The organism is Jannaschia pagri (genome assembly GCF_019655435.1).
GTDB classification, from domain to species: Bacteria; Pseudomonadota; Alphaproteobacteria; order Rhodobacterales; family Rhodobacteraceae; genus Jannaschia; species Jannaschia pagri.
This window is the reverse complement of the sequence record NZ_BPFH01000001.1, coordinates 626,120-643,930: the sequence shown is the minus strand read 5'-3', so window position 1 is coordinate 643,930 and position 17,811 is coordinate 626,120. Positions and strand designations below refer to the sequence as shown.

Annotated in this window: 18 protein-coding genes; 8 read left to right on the top strand and 10 right to left on the bottom strand. The window is 65.3% G+C overall.

From position 1 onward, the window contains the following. Positions 1-116: 116 nt before the first annotated feature. The 7 genes from tolA (K5R33_RS03180) to K5R33_RS03150 all read right to left on the bottom strand — a co-directional run bounded on the left by tolA (K5R33_RS03180) (position 117) and on the right by K5R33_RS03150 (position 5,164). The gene (gene tolA / locus K5R33_RS03180; RefSeq protein WP_220747520.1) at positions 117-524 is read right to left on the bottom strand and encodes a cell envelope integrity protein TolA; all 408 of its coding nucleotides are present in this window, start codon (positions 522-524) and stop codon (positions 117-119) included. Then, on the bottom strand, positions 525-1,661 hold the full coding sequence (gene tolA / locus K5R33_RS03175) for a cell envelope integrity protein TolA (protein WP_220747519.1): 1,137 nt from the start codon (positions 1,659-1,661) through the stop codon (positions 525-527). It lies immediately after the preceding gene. Continuing rightward, the gene (tolR, locus tag K5R33_RS03170; RefSeq protein WP_220747518.1) at positions 1,662-2,138 is read right to left on the bottom strand and encodes a protein TolR; all 477 of its coding nucleotides are present in this window, start codon (positions 2,136-2,138) and stop codon (positions 1,662-1,664) included. Next, entirely contained in the window at positions 2,139-2,837 is a 699-nt protein-coding gene (gene tolQ, locus K5R33_RS03165; protein ID WP_220747517.1) for a protein TolQ, read from the bottom strand. Between the two features lie 458 nt (positions 2,838-3,295). Next, positions 3,296-4,075 (bottom strand): type VI secretion system-associated protein TagO, encoded by a 780-nt coding sequence (locus K5R33_RS03160; RefSeq protein WP_220747516.1) that lies wholly within the window; start codon positions 4,073-4,075, stop codon positions 3,296-3,298. A 49-nt stretch (positions 4,076-4,124) separates the two neighbouring features. Next, positions 4,125-4,535: a tol-pal system-associated acyl-CoA thioesterase gene (gene ybgC / locus K5R33_RS03155; RefSeq protein WP_220747515.1), complete on the bottom strand. Its 411-nt coding sequence runs from the start codon at positions 4,533-4,535 to the stop codon at positions 4,125-4,127. Beyond that, positions 4,532-5,164, bottom strand: a complete 633-nt coding sequence (locus tag K5R33_RS03150; protein ID WP_220747514.1) for a hypothetical protein — start codon at positions 5,162-5,164, stop codon at positions 4,532-4,534. Before K5R33_RS03150 ends, ybgC begins: the two co-directional genes overlap by 4 nt. 115 nt (positions 5,165-5,279) lie before the next feature. Here K5R33_RS03150 and K5R33_RS03145 point away from each other — a divergent pair, with 115 nt between their 5' ends. Next, complete coding sequence (locus K5R33_RS03145) at positions 5,280-6,164, top strand: 50S ribosomal protein L11 methyltransferase (RefSeq protein ID WP_220747513.1); 885 nt, start codon at positions 5,280-5,282, stop codon at positions 6,162-6,164. Between the two features lie 240 nt (positions 6,165-6,404). Here K5R33_RS03145 and K5R33_RS03140 read toward each other — a convergent pair whose 3' ends face one another. Further along, entirely contained in the window at positions 6,405-6,599 is a 195-nt protein-coding gene (locus tag K5R33_RS03140; protein WP_220747512.1) for a DUF1127 domain-containing protein, read from the bottom strand. 241 nt (positions 6,600-6,840) lie between these two features. Here K5R33_RS03140 and ruvC point away from each other — a divergent pair, with 241 nt between their 5' ends. The 7 genes from ruvC (at position 6,841) to K5R33_RS03105 (ending at position 13,574) form a co-directional block, all read left to right on the top strand. Beyond that, complete coding sequence (gene ruvC, locus K5R33_RS03135; RefSeq protein WP_220747511.1) at positions 6,841-7,344, top strand: crossover junction endodeoxyribonuclease RuvC; 504 nt, start codon at positions 6,841-6,843, stop codon at positions 7,342-7,344. Next, positions 7,341-8,000: a Holliday junction branch migration protein RuvA gene (ruvA, locus tag K5R33_RS03130; protein WP_220747510.1), complete on the top strand. Its 660-nt coding sequence runs from the start codon at positions 7,341-7,343 to the stop codon at positions 7,998-8,000. Before ruvC ends, ruvA begins: the two co-directional genes overlap by 4 nt. 250 nt (positions 8,001-8,250) lie before the next feature. Beyond that, positions 8,251-9,270 carry a Holliday junction branch migration DNA helicase RuvB gene (gene ruvB, locus K5R33_RS03125; RefSeq protein WP_220747509.1) on the top strand — a complete coding sequence of 340 codons (1,020 nt, stop codon included), beginning with the start codon at positions 8,251-8,253 and terminating at the stop codon, positions 9,268-9,270. A 372-nt stretch (positions 9,271-9,642) separates the two neighbouring features. Continuing rightward, positions 9,643-9,975 carry a hypothetical protein gene (locus K5R33_RS03120; protein ID WP_220747508.1) on the top strand — a complete coding sequence of 111 codons (333 nt, stop codon included), beginning with the start codon at positions 9,643-9,645 and terminating at the stop codon, positions 9,973-9,975. Between the two features lie 197 nt (positions 9,976-10,172). Then, entirely contained in the window at positions 10,173-11,567 is a 1,395-nt protein-coding gene (locus K5R33_RS03115; protein ID WP_220747507.1) for a class I adenylate-forming enzyme family protein, read from the top strand. A 97-nt stretch (positions 11,568-11,664) separates the two neighbouring features. Then, positions 11,665-12,333: a DsbA family oxidoreductase gene (locus K5R33_RS03110; RefSeq protein WP_220747506.1), complete on the top strand. Its 669-nt coding sequence runs from the start codon at positions 11,665-11,667 to the stop codon at positions 12,331-12,333. Next, positions 12,330-13,574, top strand: a complete 1,245-nt coding sequence (locus K5R33_RS03105; RefSeq protein WP_220747505.1) for a multidrug effflux MFS transporter — start codon at positions 12,330-12,332, stop codon at positions 13,572-13,574. The genes K5R33_RS03110 and K5R33_RS03105 overlap by 4 nt, the downstream gene beginning before the upstream one ends. A 90-nt stretch (positions 13,575-13,664) precedes the next feature. Here the strand turns inward: K5R33_RS03105 and mfd are convergent, their stop codons facing one another. Both mfd and K5R33_RS03095 read right to left on the bottom strand, forming a co-directional pair. Continuing rightward, on the bottom strand, positions 13,665-17,159 hold the full coding sequence (mfd, locus tag K5R33_RS03100; protein WP_220747504.1) for a transcription-repair coupling factor: 3,495 nt from the start codon (positions 17,157-17,159) through the stop codon (positions 13,665-13,667). A gap of 47 nt (positions 17,160-17,206) precedes the next feature. Further along, positions 17,207-17,731, bottom strand: coding sequence for a component of SufBCD complex (locus K5R33_RS03095; protein ID WP_220747503.1), 525 nt, complete (start codon positions 17,729-17,731; stop codon positions 17,207-17,209). Positions 17,732-17,811: the final 80 nt, after the last annotated feature.

Below are 17,811 nucleotides of genomic sequence, written 5' to 3'. Positions count from 1 at the left end.
AGCTTTGGTTTGGAGTTAACGCAGTGTCGCGGGAACGGTGGGAATTCTCAACCGGAAGGTCGCGTAGGGCGATCACAAAGCGGAAGACGGCGCGGATGTTGTGCGCATGTGACACGTCAGTCCGCCTCCTCGTGCGTCGGGTCAAAGGTGACCTCAACGAAGCGCCAGTCGTCGTATCGGTCTGCGGGCAGGTCGAAGCCTTTGATGCCACAGCGCAAAATCGCCCGGCGCGCGGCCTGGAATGCCTCGTCCAAAGCTGGGCCTTCACCGACCGAGGCGCGCTCAAGGCGGATGGTGTCGGTGCGCAGCCGCCCGCCCCGGTCCAACTCGAAACTGAGCGTTAGCGCCACTTGCCCGGCAGGATCGGACGGGTCGACCAACCAACACGGGGCGATCTGGGTCACGACGGCCCGCGTCTGCGCCTCAAAGGGGGGTGTGGCGCCTTGGGGCAGGGCAGGCTGCGCGAGGAGCGCCATCAAAGCCGCCACGCCCACCAAGACCCGGGGCTGAAGGTCGCAGGACATCTACCGCAACCTCATGGTCGTGGGGTCGAAGGTCATCTCGATCTCCCGCCATTGGGCGTATTTGTCTTCGGGCAGGTCATACCCTTGACGGGCACAGCGGATCACCGCGCGACGTGCCGCTTCGAAGGCCCTTTGGGTCGCTGCGCCGTCGCCGCCCGATGCCGCGATCTGTCGGATTGTGTTGGTCCTGGGCTTCCCATCTTGGTCCATCTCAAAGGCCAGCGTCACGACAACTCGGGCCGAGGGCGCGCCCGGATCCACCACCCAACAGGAACTGACCGCGACACGCAGCCCGTCCCGTTCCCCTTGGGTCAGAGGCGGACCGCTTGGGGCTGCGGGTGCAGGGGCGCCTCCGCCCAGGGCTTCGGCAAGGGCGGCGCTTGTGTCGATTGGAGCCGCTTCCTGCGCCGCAGCGGAGGGTGCGCTTTGGGCCGCATCCGTCTCTGCAGTCGCAACGGCACGGGGCGGCGGCGTGGGCTTGCGCGTCGGGCGGGTCGACCGCTCCGGCGCGGCAGACGGTGTGTCGGCTTCCGTTACGATGACGGGCGCGGCCTCTTCTGGGGCCGCGGGGGTGTCTGCGGGCTCCACCGGTTCCTCCGCCTCAGCCGGGGCTGGCGGGGCTTCGACCACTGGGGCCGTTTCGGTGGCGGGCGGTGGCGCGGGCGCAGGCGTGGCGGCCACACGCGGTGCCGGGCGTGGTGCGGGCCGGGGCGAGACCGGCGCATCGGGGGCTTCGGCGGGGGCGGAGGGCGGCTCCGGCACCTCTGGTTGCACCTCGGTCGGGGGCGGCGGCTGGATCAATTGCGCGGTATCGGGCAGGGGTTCAGGCACCGTTGGCGTCGGGACCTCTGGCGCGGCCGTCTGAGGCGGTGGCGTGTCGGGGGCTGGGGTGATTGCGGGGGCTTCGGGTGTCTCTGGTGGCTGGACGACCGGAGCAACCGGGGCCGTCGGCGTTGCTGGTTCCGTGGGCGCGACCGAGGTCAGGGCGTCAAATTCTGCCGATGAGATCACGGACACGGCGGCAACTTCGATGCTGTCCTCTTCGGGGGGCGTCGGCAGCCATCCGGCCACAAGCGCCCAGAGCAGGACCCCCCCATGGGCGGTCGCTGAGAGGGCCACGGCCGTCCGCCGCTCCATCTATTCGCCCTCGGCGGCGTCCAGGGTCGGGCCGCCTGCGTCGGTCACCAGGCCGATGTTGCGGAAGCCACCTGCGTTGAGCGCCCCCATCACGACCATGACCTCGGCATAGGGCACGGACCCATCCGCCCGCAGAAAGACGCGGTCGCCCTGCCGCTCCCCTGCAATCGCGGTCAACCGCGTCACGAGATCCGCCCGGGGCACTTCGGTCGAGCCGATAAAGACCTCGCCTTCCGGGCCGACTGTCACAGCCAACGGCTCCTCCTGTTCTTGGGGGAGGGGGGCTGCGGCGGTTTCCGGCAACTCAATGGGCACCCCTGCCGTCAGCAGAGGGGCCGCGACCATGAAGATGATGAGCAGCACAAGCATCACGTCCACAAAGGGTGTGACGTTGATTTCAGACATCGGTTGACTGCCGCCGTTGCGACGGCGTCGCCGCTGACCCCCACCGCTCGATTTAACCGTGCCCGCGCCCATTCAGGCGGCGTCCAACTGCCGCGACAGGATCGTCGCGAATTCGTCTGCAAAGGCCTCGTAGTTTCCGGTGATCCGGTCGGCGTCCCGGCTGAGCTTATTGTAGAAAATCACCGCCGGGATTGCTGCCACGAGGCCGATCCCCGTGGCCAGCAACGCTTCGGCAATGCCGGGCGCCACGACGGCTAGGTTGGTGTTCTGGCTGATGGCGATTTGCTCAAATGCATGTTTGATGCCCCAAACGGTGCCGAACAATCCCACGAAGGGCGCGGTGGAGCCGGTCGTCGCCAGGAAGGTCAAGCCGCTGGTCAGCCGGTCCCGTTCCTTGGCAATGGCCACGTCCATGGTTCGCTCGATCCGCGCCTGCGTCCCCAGGATCAGGGCGCCGTCGTCGCGGTGGCTGCGGTTCCATTCGGTCATGGCGGCGGAGAAGATCCGTTCCGAAGCAGATCCCGGCGCGTCCCCGATTTGGTCGTAGAGTTCGTCAAGCGGCTCGCCCGACCAGAACGCCCGATCAAAGGCTGCGGCGCGGGATCGGGCGATCCGGAACTGCAGAACCTTCTGGATGTAAATTGCCCAAACCCAGACAGATGCGGCGAAGAGCGAAATCATCACCAGCTTCACGACCAGCGTCGCGCGCAAAAACAATGCCCAGATCGAAAAGTCGATCTCGCTGGCGGCGGCCAGCACTTCCGTTTCCATGTGGACTGCCCGTCCCTTGCCTCTGTGGATCGATTGCCGACCTCATATTGGGCTTGAGCGTAGCAGACCAAAACGTCTTTGACGAGGGGCAGGCTTGAATCGGCGATTTCTCGCAGGCGTTTTGTGGTGATCTCGCTCTCCGTTCGAGCGGATCATGCCATTGCTGAAAGACCCCTGTGGTTTGCTCACTCTGTTCAAGAAAGGCGCCCTGCGGGTTCTGGGTCGCTTGAGCATTTTGCTCCGTCCCAAGGCCGGCGGCGCCCCCTACTACGCGATCTCCGGACTATTGACCCCGGGGACACCCGGTCTCGTATGGACAACTGCTTGGCCAGACGAGGCACCGACTCCGCAGACATCGGTCGCGTTTCAACGCACGGGGCGGCTGGCGACAGAGGCTGGCACCTCATGCGGTCCGAACCCAATGCACCTCCACAAACGTGCCGCTGTGTCTGTCAGAGCTAGGGGTCTGTCCCTTCGCGCTCCCACGGGGGTTGCTCCGACCAGGAACAGGCCTGTTTCAGGGGCACCACCACGTCCGAAAGCCCAGCCACGGGGAAGGAGAGGGTCGCGTTGACCCCCTCAATGTCCGCAAACTGCAGGTGCAAGTGTTCGGCGGTTTCCAGACGCTCGATCAGGATCCGCGCAGGCTGATACGTGAAGTGCCCGAAGCCATCGCCCATGTGTGTCGGGCGGAGGCGCGCACGCTCCACCGGTCCGTCGTCCAAGCGCAGATCCACGGCCCATCCTTCGTTTCCTATGAGGGGGGTGGCGCAGTCATGGATGACCAGCGCTGCCGTCCGATCCCGAAGACATCGCAAGATCAGAGTTGCCCGCCGACGCAGGCCACAGGAAGAGACCCCGAGGCTGGGAACGGACAGGAAAACATCCTGGCTGGGGCCGAATGGCTGCGCCTCCGTTTCCTGACGCCAAGTTGCGCCCGCGCCGGTTGATGTGGACTCAATCGCGGTAATGTCCGACATGCCCCGGGCCGCAACAAAGGCACAGCGCAGGCGGCGTACGTCTGGGTCGACAGACGGACAATTGGCCAGGCGCGCGATCCGATCCCAGCACGTCAGCCGCGCATCCGCCCGGTCAATGGCCATGCAGTCTGGCGCGTGCTGAGCGGTAAAGACCTGACACGCCACAGACCCTGGGTCGCACAGGGCATCATCCGCTGCGGCCAGCATCGCTGGCCAGATCGCCAGGGCGGTAACAAGGAGGACTGTCGGCAGACGCATGGACCTCTGGGCTCCAAGAAGCAGGCCGGGTCTGCTTGCCACACGTCTCCTAAGATTTAGTGAACCCCTGCGCGGCAAGCCCCTGCTGCAGGCCGGGGTCAAGCCGTTTCGGACGCGCCTCCAGATCCATGCAGGCCACGGTAACGCGGGCGATAAACAAAGGCGCCCCGTCGCGCAAAACAGTCTGATCTAAGACAAACCGCACTGGCGTGAGGCGCTGAACGGAGGTTTCGATCACTAGGACGTCGTCATATCGGGCGGGCGCGCGGAACGTGGCCTCCAGGTGCGTGACAGCAAAGACGCGCCCCTCCGCACGCAAGCGCGCCTGGTCGATGCCGAGGTCCCGCACCATCTCCGAGCGGGCTCGCTCTATGAATTTAAGGTAGTTCGCGTGATACACGATCCCCGCCAGGTCGGTGTCTTCGTAATAGACACGGACCTGCCAGACATGTGGCGTCACTGGGCGCGCCCCAGCCGTGCCGAAAGCCGCATTGCCGTGGCCGGGTCTTGGGACATGGGCGGCAAAACCGGGTCGTAGGCTGCGCGCATCACGTCGGCCACATCCGGGCGTAGGACGGCCCGGCCATCGACCATAGCCAGGGGAGACGCGTCATGGAACGCCTTGTCGGACCACAGCAGCATGGCTTGAACCATCTGATTGAGCGCCAGGGTCTCGGCGCTGACCTGGGCCAATTGGTCGTCCATTCGGATGAAGCTAAAGCACGCCTGGATCGCCCCTTGGGCATCGAAGCGGAAGATCCTGTATTGGTTCGCATCCTGCGCCACCAACCGCGCCACAAGGGGGGCAAGGTCAGGGATCAATCGGTCCAAGTTCGGAGTGTCGGTCAGTTCACGCCAATCCTGGATGAAGAAGACCATGAGGTTGGCCCCCAGTTCCGGGTCCGTCTCGGCCATCTTGTGCGAGGTGAGCAGGCATAGCGCCTCGATTGCCCCTTTGAGAACGGCGACAGTTTCGTCGGTGACCCCAAACACCACAGGTGCAATGGGGCGTCCCCAACGGGCAAAGAGGAACTGATCGTCAGATCGGGTGAACAGTGCCGTTACGGCATCGGGGGACAGGGCGCTCATGGGCCGAGGGGTGCCACGCAGGCGCGCTGAGGTCCAGACGGGCTGCGGCCCCTTGCGTCTTGCGCCCAAGACCCCCAGGGAAGACGGGACCGCTGCAAAACTCAGGCTTCCGCCCATGTCAGACACTGTAACCCCCACAAGTTGGACCGCTCTCACGACGCTTCCGGGCCAGGCCGCAGCCGAGGCCCTGGGCGATATGCTTGAGGATCAACTGTCCCCCGACGGGATCGGTGTGTTCGAGATGGAGGATGGCTCCGGCCTCTGGGAGGTGGGCGCTTATTTCGCCGAGGCCCCAGACGAGACCGCGTTGGATATCCTCGCCGCCGCCCATGGTGCGAAACCCTTCGTCGTGTCGGAATTGCCGCCGACGGATTGGGTGGCCCATGTGAAGCGGGAGTTGCAGCCGGTCGAAGCGGGCCGCTTCTTTGTCTACGGCAGCCACGACGCCGACCGTGTTCCAGACGGACGGGTCGCCTTGCTCATCGAGGCAGCGATGGCCTTTGGGACGGGGCACCACGGAACCACGCAGGGGTGTCTTCTCGCCTTTGAGGATCTGGTGCAGGCGGGGATCGCCCCGGCCCGCGTGGCTGACGTGGGCGCTGGGACAGCAGTCTTGGCCATGGCCGCTGCGCGCGTCTTTCCGGAGGCGGCGGTTGTGGCCTCTGACATCGATGCCGTGGCCGTTGAGGTGGCAGAGGCGAATCTCGCCGTGAACGGCATGGCAGAGGGCGTCACCTGTGTGGAGGCGGCGGGCTTCGATCACCCCGCTTTGCGCGGTGACCCCTTTGATCTGATCTTTGCCAATATTCTTAAAGGCCCGCTGGTGGCCCTCGCGCCGCATATGGCGTCAGCGGCTGCGCCCGGCGGACATATCATCCTGTCCGGTTTGCTGGCTCCCCAGGCCGACGAGGTGATCGCCGCTTATGGCGCCCAGGGATTGACCCTCCTGCGCCAACACCCGGTTGGGGATTGGACCACGCTGACGTTGACTAAGGCTTAACGCGCAGGCGGCTAAGGCATGGGGGCGGTCGGCTGCGCCATCCCAGCCGAGGCCAGTCATTAGGCGCATAATACGGACGGACGGTGGTGGCCTGGCGATGACCCGAGCTTCGACCGCATTGCGTCGTGCAGGGTTCCCGCCTCGCCGAGCCCGTCCAAGCGCCGCCCGCAACAAAAAACCCGCGCCGAGGGAGCGCGGGTGCTTGCGTCATACCAAGGACTTGGCGTCGGCGGCTTAGTCTCAGCGGCGCTTCGCGAAGGCTTCCAGATTGCCGCGTTCCAGACCGATATCGGCCAGTTCACGCTCTGACAAAGACCGCAGCATGTTCAGCGTCACCCGGCGATCATTCCAAGCGATGATCGAGCCCAGAAGGTTGGACAGCAGGGAGCCGTGGGCGGCGGGGAGGGCGGGGCGGAACGTGTCGAACGTGGCCATAACGGGGGTCCTATGTGTGCGGCCGGTCGGGCCGTCTGAAAATCAAGAGAGGGGAGAGCCGGCGAGTCGGTGCCGTCTGAGATCCAAATAGGAAGGATTTTCAAACCGCACAAATATCAAGCGGACATGCCCGATATGCGCTCAATGCATGACCGTTCTATGGACGCAAGGCAGCGCTTGGCCAAGGCCGGTACCCCGTGTTAGCACCATGGGAACGAGAGGCGAACATCGAGGCAGCCCCATGCGTGTGATTGGTATTGATCCAGGCCTTCGGGCCTGTGGCTGGGGCGTGATTGACGTGGTCGGCTCTCGCCAGAGCCACGTCGCGAATGGCACTGTCCGGACCGAAGGGAGGGTGATCGCGGACCGGCTGCTGTCGCTGCACAGGGGGCTTACGGCAATCCTGGCGCGGTATGCGCCCGATGCGGCTGCGGTGGAGCAGACTTTCGTGAACCGAGATGGTGCCGCGACGCTGAAACTGGGACAGGCCCGGGGGATCGCTGTGCTGGTCCCAGCCCAGGCGGGGTTGGATGTGGGCGAATACGCCCCGAATGCCGTCAAGAAGGCCGTGGTCGGAACGGGACATGCCGCCAAGCAACAGATCGATCACATGGTGCGCATGCAACTGCCGGGCTGCGACCCTGACAGCCCAGATGCAGCCGACGCCTTGGCCGTCGCCATGTGCCACGCATTTCACTTACGGTCCTCCAACCGGCTGGCGGCTGCCATCGAGGCAGGGCGATGATCGGGCGGCTCACCGGGCGTTTGGATTGGAAAGGCAGCGATCAGGTCCTGCTTGACGTCCGTGGCGTGGGCTACGTCGTGTTTTGCTCTGACCGGACGCTCGCCGCGCTGCCACCGGTGAAATCCCCCGTCGCGCTCTGGACGGAGCTTTTGGTGCGCGAAGACTTGATGCAATTGTTCGGCTTTCTCACTGTGCAGGAGCGGGAGTGGCATCGGCTGTTGACCAGTGTTCAGGGGATTGGTGCCAAGGGGTCCTTGGCGATCTTGGGCGCCCTGGGACCCGATGGGGTGTCCCGCGCCATTGCGCTGGGGGATGCGGCCTCGATCAAGGTGGCCAAGGGTGTCGGGCCGAAAACGGCCCAAAGGGTTGTGATGGAGTTAAAGGGGAAGGCCCCGGCCATGATGTTGATGGAGGCCGAAGACCCTCCCATGGACGCGCTCGCCGTCTCTGAGGATGCCCCTGTGGCCGAGGCGCCGCCCGTTTCGCCGCCGCCGAAAGCATCCAATGCCCAGGCCGAAGCTCTGTCCGCGCTCGCCAACCTCGGGTATGCCCCCGCCGATGCCGCCCGTGCGGTGGCCGAAGCTGCAAGCGAGGCCGACGATACGCCTGGCCTGATCCGGGGGGCCTTGAAGCGTTTGGCTCCGTCCGACCGATGACGCCTCGTCTTAGTCCTGGGTCAATCGCTTGCCTTTGGCGTTTCGTCTGCGGTCCTGTGACACCGAGGTTCGGCCAAGGATGGCGTCGCTCTGGTCCCGGCGTGCTGTCGAACGACTGGCCGCAGGTATCGACCGGGGTCACCCGCTGCCTTAACGCGTTGCTTGCGCCGTTATGGGTCAAGATTGACGTTGCGCGCATGACGCGGGTGGGGTCCGCCGCGACGCCCGCTGTGAATGGGGGATACGCCCGATGATGGACCGCGATCCGCTTTTGAAGCCCGACGGCGACGATCTACCCGACGACCGCGCGCTGCGGCCCCAGGTGCTTGACGAATTCATTGGCCAGGCCGAGGCCCGTGCCAACCTCAAGGTCTTTATCGAAAGCGCCAAGATGCGTGGCGAAGCCATGGATCACGTGTTGTTCCATGGTCCCCCGGGTCTTGGGAAGACGACCCTTGCCCAAATCATGGCGCGGGAACTTGGGGTCGGGTTTCGTATGACCTCCGGCCCGGTGCTGGCCAAAGCGGGCGATCTGGCTGCGATTCTCACCAACCTGGAGGCGCGTGATGTCTTGTTCATCGACGAGATCCACCGCCTCTCGCCGGTCGTCGAAGAAGTGCTCTATCCCGCCATGGAGGATTTCGCGCTGGACCTGGTGATCGGCGAAGGGCCAGCCGCTCGGACGGTGCGGATTGATCTTCAACCGTTCACGTTGGTGGGCGCGACGACGCGGCTCGGCCTCTTGACGACACCGCTGCGCGACCGGTTTGGCATCCCCACGCGCTTGCAGTTCTATACCGAGGCGGAGCTGCATCAGATCGTCACGCGCGGCGCCCGCTTGCTCGGGGCGCCCGCAACCGATGACGGCGCGCGCGAGATTGCCCGACGGGCGCGGGGAACGCCGCGGATTGCGGGTCGTTTGCTGCGCCGGGTCGTGGACTTCGCCGTGGTTGAGGGGGACGGCCGGGTCACGCGCGCCATCGCCGATGGGTCCTTGACCCGGCTTGGGGTGGATCAAATCGGCCTGGACGGGTCAGACCGCCGGTACCTTTCCTTGATTGCCGAGAACTATGGCGGCGGCCCGGTTGGGATCGAAACGATTGCCGCTGCCCTGTCCGAAAGTCGCGATGCGCTGGAAGAGGTGATTGAGCCCTTCCTGTTGCAACAGGGTCTGATCGCGCGCACGCCCCGGGGCCGTACGCTGGCACAGAAGGGCTGGCGGCACCTCGGGCTAGAGGCGCCGCGCCGATCAGATGATTTGTTCGACTGACTGATTCCCCCGGATCTCGCCCGCCGCGCCTTTTGGGGGCTGTTGGGCTGGGAGTATTTTTGCCGAGAAGAAGCTGGGGCGGGTGGCTGTTGCTCGGGGTGGGGCGCGGCTGGGGCGGGGTTTCGTGTCGGATTTTAGGGGAATTGTCGCGGTTTGGTGAGCTGCCGTCGCGCGCCCGTGAGGGCCGTGCGGTTGGGGGATGAGTCTGTGCGTGGGTGCACGTTTATCGCGCCATTCTCACGCGTCCGTTTGTTGAATGTCAGGCCACGCTCCCGCATATCAATCCCATCAGCAGGGCAACAGCCCAGCACACCGCAACCCACTCCGGCCCGCCGCAACGCTAACTGGGCCGCTCACATAAGGACTAACACTATGAAAACGCTCATCCTCTCCGCCATCGTCGCCGCCGCTTCCATCGCCGGAGCCGCCTCCGCCCAAGTGCCCGCAGGCGCCGCCGGGGCCATCGCTTACTTCAACCAGGACATCGACCGCGCAAATGACCGCTCGAAGCTGCCCAGCGGCGACGCGACCGTCACCGTCTCGACCCGCTCGGGGTCCTTGGGTGAGGCCTTCGCGATCTTCAACGCGACCGAGGACAACGCCAACGACCGGCGCGGCCTGAACGGCGCGACGGTGGTCGGCAAGAACACCATCGCCACGGACATCTTTGCCCGCTTCGCCGAGGAGAGCCGCGACGACGACTGATCCTTGAACGACTGCTCCGGCCGGGTGTCCCCCCGCCCGGTCGGAGTGATGCCGCGCCACCCTCCCCGGTCTCTCCCCCCTCTCTCCGAGGTGCGTTGCGGCACGGGCACCCCCCGCCTTCGAGCCTGAGCGCTCGGGCGGGGGGTGTTTTGGTGGGGGGGCTTGCACCAGACCTCCGTTGTGCCAATACCCAGGCCATGACGTTCAATCTGTCTTCCTATGTGTTGGCCGCCGGTCGGTCGACACCAGAGCATCTGGCCCTGATTATCCCGGGTGAAGCGAGGCTGACCCACGGTGAGGTGCTTAAGGCGGTCAGCTTGCGCGCCGGTGCTTTGCGAACCCGAGGCCTTGCGCCTGGCGCGCGCATTCTGTTGCGCCTGGGCAATGATCCCGACTTTCCAATCACCTTTCTAGCAGCCTGCGCGGCCGGATACGTTCCTGTTCCGACCTCCACGCAGCTGACCGTTCCAGAGATCACCGCCATGGCGGCGCGGGTCGACCCGAGCCTGGTCGTCGCCCACGACGGCATTTCCCTGCCACAGGGGTATGGGTGCGTGCATCCCGATGATTTGGCTGGCCCCTCCCTGCCATTCGAGGCCTGGAGTGATGGCGACCCCAATCGCTTGGGGTACATCGTGTTTACATCGGGTTCGGGTGGGGTGCCGAAGGCGGTGGCCCATGCCCATCGGGCGGTGCGCGCGCGCGCGTCGATGCATCAAGGGTGGTATGATCTGCGGCCCGAGGATCGGATGCTGCATGCAGGGGCTTTTAATTGGACCTACACGCTGGGCACTGGGTTGTTGGATCCCTGGACACTGGGCGCCACGGCGATCGTGCCGGCGGCTGGGACCACGGCGGATGCTTTACCGCAGATTTTGGCGACCAGCGAGGCGACGATTTTTGCGGCGGCACCTGGCGTTTATCGCCGGATGCTGCGTGCCGATTGGCCCGACACACCAGCGTTGCGCCATGGGCTGTCGGCAGGTGAGCGACTGCCGCGCGCAACACGGGACCGTTGGCGTCAAACTACGGGAACGGACTTGCACGAAGCCCTGGGCATGTCCGAATGCTCGACCTTTATTTCCGGCAGCCCCTCGCGACCCGCGCCCGAGGGCAGCAGCGGGTATCCCCAAGCAGGACGCAGGATCTCCACTGAAGAGGGGCGGCTCAGAGTCGCGACGGATGATCCGGGCCTGATGCTGGGGTACTGGCAGGAGGGTGCGCCTCAGCCGCCTGAGGGCGCTTGGTTCGATACCGGTGACAGGGTGCGGCAGTTGCCCGACGGGGCAATCGTCCACGAAGGGCGGGCCGATGACATCCTCAACCCGGGTGGCTACCGCGTGTCCCCACAGGAGGTGGAGGAGGCCCTGGCCGATCTGCCCGTCTCTGAGATTGCCGTGGGCTGCGTTGAGGTGTCCGGCGGTGCCACGGTACTGGCGGCCTATTACGTCGGCGCCGAACTGGACACGCAGCAGGCGGAGGCCCATGCCGCCGCGCGTCTGGCGCGCTATAAGCAACCGCGCCTGTGGTTGCGCCGGGATGCCTTGCCACGCAACGCCAATGGGAAGTTGATCCGCAAGGCGCTGGCCTGAAACGGATCGGACGCGCAGGGGGGAGGGGAGGCAATTGCGCCTTTCGTCTGGCGGCCAGCGGGCTTAGGCTCAAGCCTCCGCCATCTGAGGCCGCTCCATGATCAAGCTCGATATCCTCTCCGACCCGATTTGCCCCTGGTGCCACATCGGGCGTGCTCACTTGTTTCGGGCGCTTGAAGCCCATGCAGAGCATCCGTTTACCTTGGAATGGCATCCGTTTCAGTTGAACCCAGACATGCCCGCCGAGGGGATGGACCGGCGCGCCTATCTGGAGGGGAAGTTCGGCGGCAAGGAGGGCGCGGTGCGGGCCTATGCCCCCGTGGTTGAAGCCGCAGAGGCCGCCGGGTTGGACATCAATTTCGAAGGGATCGTGCGCACGCCGAATACGCTGAATGCTCATCGTCTGATCCATTGGGCGGGTTTGGAGCAGCGGCAGACCCCGGTCGCGACGGCTTTGTTCGAAGCCTACTTTGAAAAGGGGCAGGACATCGGCGACATTTCCACTCTCATTGGCATTGGCGCGGCCCGCGGCATGGACGCTGGCATGTTGGAACGGCTGTTTGCCACTGATGCCGATGCCTCTGACATCGCGGCCCGTGATGCCCATGCGCGGGAACGCGGCGTGACAGGCGTGCCGACCTTTGTGCTGGCTAATCAGCACGTCTTGCGTGGGGCCCAGCCGCCGGAGCTTTGGGGCCAGGTCATCGACGAAATCATGGAGCAGATCGCCGACGCCGCGTCCAAGCAACACACGGCATCGGAATGATCGCGCCGACGCGGGCCCTGTCGCTCGTGGAGTTTGTGGCGCTGATGGCCCTGCTGTCGGCGACCATCGCTTTTTCCATCGACGCTATGCTGCCGGCCTTTCCCGACATCGGCGCGGAACTGTCGCCAGACGCCCCAAATCTCGCGCAACTTGTCATCGTGACCTTTGTCTTCGGGATGGGGCTGGGCACCCTGTTCGCGGGGCCCCTGTCTGACGCCATTGGGCGCAAGCGTGTGATGCTGGGGGGCGCGGGGATCTATTGTGTGGGCGCGGGTCTCGCCTCGGTCGCGCCGTCGCTAGAGATGCTGCTGGCTGCGCGGGTGCTTCAGGGGATTGGGGCCAGCGGCCCACGAGTCGCAGCCCAAGCCATGGTGCGCGACCTCTATGCCGGGCGGGATATGGCGCGGGTGTCGTCCTTCATCATGATGACCTTCACTCTGGTGCCGGCGGCGGCCCCGCTGATCGGGGCGGTCATCATCGCAGGCTTTGGATGGCGGGGCGTCTTTGCGTCGTTCATCTTATTTGCCCTTGTCTCAGGCGCTTGGCTGGCCCTGCGTCAGCCCGAGACCCTGTGGCCCGACCGCCAACGCCCCCTGAATTTGGGGCGGCTGCGACTGGCGTTTGTCGAGGCGACGGGTCACCGAAACGTCCGCCGCGCCATTGCTGTGCAAACCCTCGTCTTCGGTGTGCTCTTTGCGACGATTTCGTCGGTGCAGCAGATTTATGATCTGACGTTCGGCATGGCCGAAGTTTTTCCGCTGTGGTTTGGCCTCGTGGCGCTGATCTCCGCCGGGGCAAGCTTTCTGAACGCGCGCCTGGTGGGGCGTTTGGGGATGCTGTGGCTGTTGCGCCGCGCCCTGGGCGGCCACTTGGTCGTTTCTGCGGTCTTGGCCCTGTGCTGGGCCACGGGTGTCTTGCCAGAGGAGCTGACGTTCCCCGCGTTCTTCGTCTGGCAGGTGGGCAGCTTTGCCTTGGCGGGGCTGACCATCGGCAATGTCCAAGCCATTGCCATGCAACCCATGGGGCATATCGCGGGCATGGCGGCCTCGGTCATCTCGGCGGTCTCAACCGTTGCGGGCGTGGCGATTGCGGCGCCCATCGGTTTGGCCTTTGACGGGACGCCCTTGCCGCTCATGGTCGGGGTCGCGGCCTGTACGGCAGCGGGCCTGTGGCTGGCGCGTGGCCTGCGGGAGGAACCGGCGGAGTTGCTCGACCCCCATGTGGGCCAAAAGGTGCGCTGATCTGGGCGCTGTCGTCCTAGGGCTTGAGCCAAGGGATCGGGATGGGTGGGATCATCCCATGCCCGAGCATGACGCGCCATCTGTGCTGCGTCAGTCCGCCTTCACCTTGGCCGCACCCGCGTGGATGGCCAGATCCTTGGCGATGGCAAAGCCACCCTTGATCCGGTCCGCATCCTTGGCGAAATCGCCCAGGATCACGAGCTTGTCCCCTTTGACCTTGGCCGCGCCGCCTCGCTCTTTGAGGAATGCCACAAGGCCTTCTGGCCGCGCGTAGGTGCCGTTGTGGAACTCTACCGTGGCGCCTTTGGCACCGACGTTTAGCTTGGCGATGCCAGCCGCCTTACAGAACGCCTTGATCCGCACGATGCGCAGCAGCACGTTGACCTCGCGGGGCAGGGGACCGAAGCGGTCGATCAATTCGGCGGCGAAGCCCTCTAGCTCGACCTTCTTTTCCAGGCCCGACAGGCGGCGGTAGAGGCCCAGGCGCAGGTCCAGATCGACGACGTAATCCTCTGGGATCAGGACCGGCACGCCGAGGTTGATCTGGGGTGACCAATCGTCAGACAGGGCATCGGCCAGTCCCGCGTCGCCCGCCTTCAGCTTGGCAATCGTTTCTTCCAGCATCGACTGATACAACTCAAACCCGACCTCTTTCATGTGGCCCGATTGTTCTTCGCCGATGATGTTGCCCCCGCCGCGCAGGTCCAAATCCTGGGACGCGATGTTGAAGCCCGCGCCGAGCGCGTCGATGGAGCCGAGCGCCTTCAACCGCCGCTCCGCCTGGGGGGTCAGTTTCGCCTTGGGCTTGGTCGTTAGGTACGCATAGGCCCGGGTCTTGGAGCGGCCCACGCGGCCACGGATCTGGTAGAGTTGGCTTAGCCCGAACATATCCGCGCGCCAGATCACCATGGTGTTGGCCGTGGGGATGTCGATGCCGCTCTCGATGATCGTGGTGGACAGCAGCACATCGTATTTGCCGTCGTAGAAGGCGTTCATCCGTTCATCCAAATCGCCCGCCGCCAGCTGTCCATGGGCGATCACATAGGACAATTCCGGCAGCTGCTCCCTCAGGAAGGCCTCCATCTCGGCCAGGTCCGTGATGCGGGGTACGACCATGAAGCTTTGGCCACCGCGATAGTGTTCGCGCAGCAGCGCCTCGCGCACGGTGACGGCATCGAATTCGCTGACGTAGGTGCGGATGGCCAGACGGTCCACGGGCGGGGTGCCGATGATCGACAGGTCGCGCACGCCTGTCAGGCTCATCTGCAAGGTGCGCGGGATGGGCGTGGCCGATAGGGTCAGGACGTGCACGTCCGAGCGCATCTCCTTCAGGCGTTCCTTGTGAGTGACGCCGAAGTGCTGCTCCTCGTCGATGACCAGCAGGCCCAGATCTTGGAACTTGACCTGCTTGGCCAGTAGGGCGTGGGTGCCGATGGCGATGTCCACGGTCCCGTCGGCGATGCCCTTGCGGGTCTCGGTTGCTTCCTTCGCCGTGACGAAGCGGCTGAGCTGCCGGACCTTAAGCGGCAGGCCCCGGAACCGGTCGGCAAAGCTTTTGGCGTGTTGGCGTGCCAGAAGGGTCGTGGGCGCGATGACGGCCACCTGTTTTCCGGCGGTGGCGGCGATGAAGGCCGCGCGCATGGCAACCTCGGTTTTGCCGAAGCCCACGTCGCCCACCACCAGCCGGTCCATGGGCCGACCGGAGCCGAGGTCGCTGGCCGCATCCTCGATGGCCTGCAACTGATCGTCGGTTTCCTCGTAGGGGAAACGCGCGGCGAACCCTTCCCACAGGTCGCCCGGCGGCTCTAGCACCGGGGCCTTTCGCAGGGCGCGTTCGGCGGCGATGCGCATCAGCCGTTCGGCGATCTGGCGGATGCGTTCCTTCAGGCGTGCTTTGCGCGCTTGCCAGGCCCCGCCGCCCAGCTTGTCCAGCAGCCCTTCGGACTGACCATAGCGCGACAGCAGTTCGATATTCTCGACAGGCAAGAATAACCGGTCGCCGCCCGCGTATTCCAGAGTCAGACACTCGTGCGGCGCACCGGCGGCATCCACCGTCTCAAAGCCGATGAAACGGCCCACGCCGTGGTCCACATGGACAACCAGGTCGCCGACGGACAGGGCCTGTGCCTCGGTCAGGAAGTTCTCGGCCCGGCGCTTTTTCTTTTTGGTGCGGATTAGGCGTTCGCCCAGAACGTCCTGTTCCGAGACCACCGTCAGACGCGTGCCGTCCACGGGCCCCTCAAACCCGCGATCCAGGGGCCAGATGGCCAACCCGACCTCGCCATGGGCCACGTCCTCGGCCCTTTTGACGGGCCTCGTCCCGGTGATACCCTGGTCTTCCAGCAACCCTTGCAGACGTTCCCGCGCACCGCCGGAATAGCTGGCGATGATGACCGCGCCGTCCGCCCGTTTGGCGGTGATATGGTCGGCCAGCACGGCGAAGAGGTTCACGCCCTCCAACTGCCGCTCTGGCGCGAATGTCCGGCCAGCGCGCCCACCAGCATCAATGACGCCCGGCCCCGGGGCCGTCGCGAAGGCCGAGAGGTGCAGGGCGCGCTTGCCCGCAAGCGCGGCCTCGAACGTCTCTGGTGACAGGTAAAGCCCCTCCGGCGGCGCGGGTTTATACACGCTGTCCACCCGGCCCTTCGCGCGCATCGCCTCGCGCCGGTTGTCGTACATGTCGGTGATCTGGGTCCAACGATCAGCATGATGAGCTGGCGTTGCATCGTCCAACACGAAGGCCGCATCCGGCAGGTAATCGGCCAAGGTTTCCAGGCTTTCGTGGAAGAACGACAGCCAGTGCTCGATGCCTTGGGCCTTTCGCCCTGCGGTCACGTTTTCATAGAGCGGATCATCCGTGCCTGCCGCGCCGAACTCGATCCGATAGGTTTGGCGGAACCGGGTGATCGCGGGGCCGTCCAGGATGACCTCCGAGACGGGCGCAAGCTCGATCAGTTTGAGCTGCTCGGTGGTGCGCTGGCTGACCGGGTCAAACCGGCGCAACCCGTCCAGCGTGTCCCCGAACAGGTCCAAACGCACAGGCGCCGATTGCCCCGGCGGCCAGATGTCGATGATCCCGCCACGGGGCGACCAATCCCCCGGCTCCATCACCGTGGGCGTTTGGGTGAACCCCATGCGCACGAGGAAGCCGCGCAAGGCCTCTTCGTCGATGCGCTGATCCACGCGGGCGGCGAAACCGGCCCCTTTGAGGGTGGCGCGGCTGGGCACCCGTTGGGTGGCTGCCGCCAGCGTCGTCAGCAGGACGAACTTGCCCGACAGCCCGTGGGCCAAGGCGGTCAGCGTGGACATCCGCGCGGCGGACACCTCGGCGGCGGGCGATACCCGGTCATAGGGCAGACAATCCCAGGCGGGCAGGCGCAGAACCGTCGTCCCCGGCGCGTGGAAACGCAACGCGGCGGCCATGGCCTCGACCCGCTTGTCGTCGCGGGCGATGTGCACCACGGGGTGGCCGCGCTCCAGTTCCTTCAATAGGACGCGGGCGTCGAACCCCTCGGGCGCGCCACCGACGCGAAGGTGACCGGCGGGCAGGGGCCGGGTGGCGGTTTCTGGCAGGGTGTCAGGCATGGCGGTCAGGTAACCGCCCTACCGGGCGTGTCAACAGGGCGCGCGCGTCACGACAGGACGGATTGGTTGATGTTCACCCACATCCCCCACATGGAGGTCACAAAGATCGCGATGATCCCCACGAATTGCACCTGTCGGCGGTGGGCTGCCAATAGGTTGCCAAGGTCGTATGGGTCCAGCCCCTCTACCTGCCTGGCCGTGCGCAGGGACAGCCAGCCCACGATCATCATCGGGAGGAAGAGCAGCAAGATCGCCTGGGCGAACTCGATCCAATAGAGAAACCCCAGCAGGGACAGCATCGTCACCGTGAAGAAGGTCAGAGCGGTGGACACCAGCCCCGTGGCATCGGCGATATAGATCAATCGGCGTGCCTGGATGTTGGCGAGCGTGTGCATATCGGCCAGGGCCTGCTCGTGTCCGCTGGCCGCCCGACGCACAATATCGAAGGGCACGCCCACGACCCAATGGGATGCGGTCGACCAGAGCGTGGCCAGCGCAATCCAGAACCACAGGTTCGAGAAGGAGCGGAAGTCGATGACTTCGAAGGCACTTTCGAGCCAATAGAGTTCCAAGGGCCGGGTTCCTCATATCGCCGCGCCCCCCGTGTGGCCCGCCTGGGTACGGGAATGCAAGGTGGGGCGGCTTGATCCCG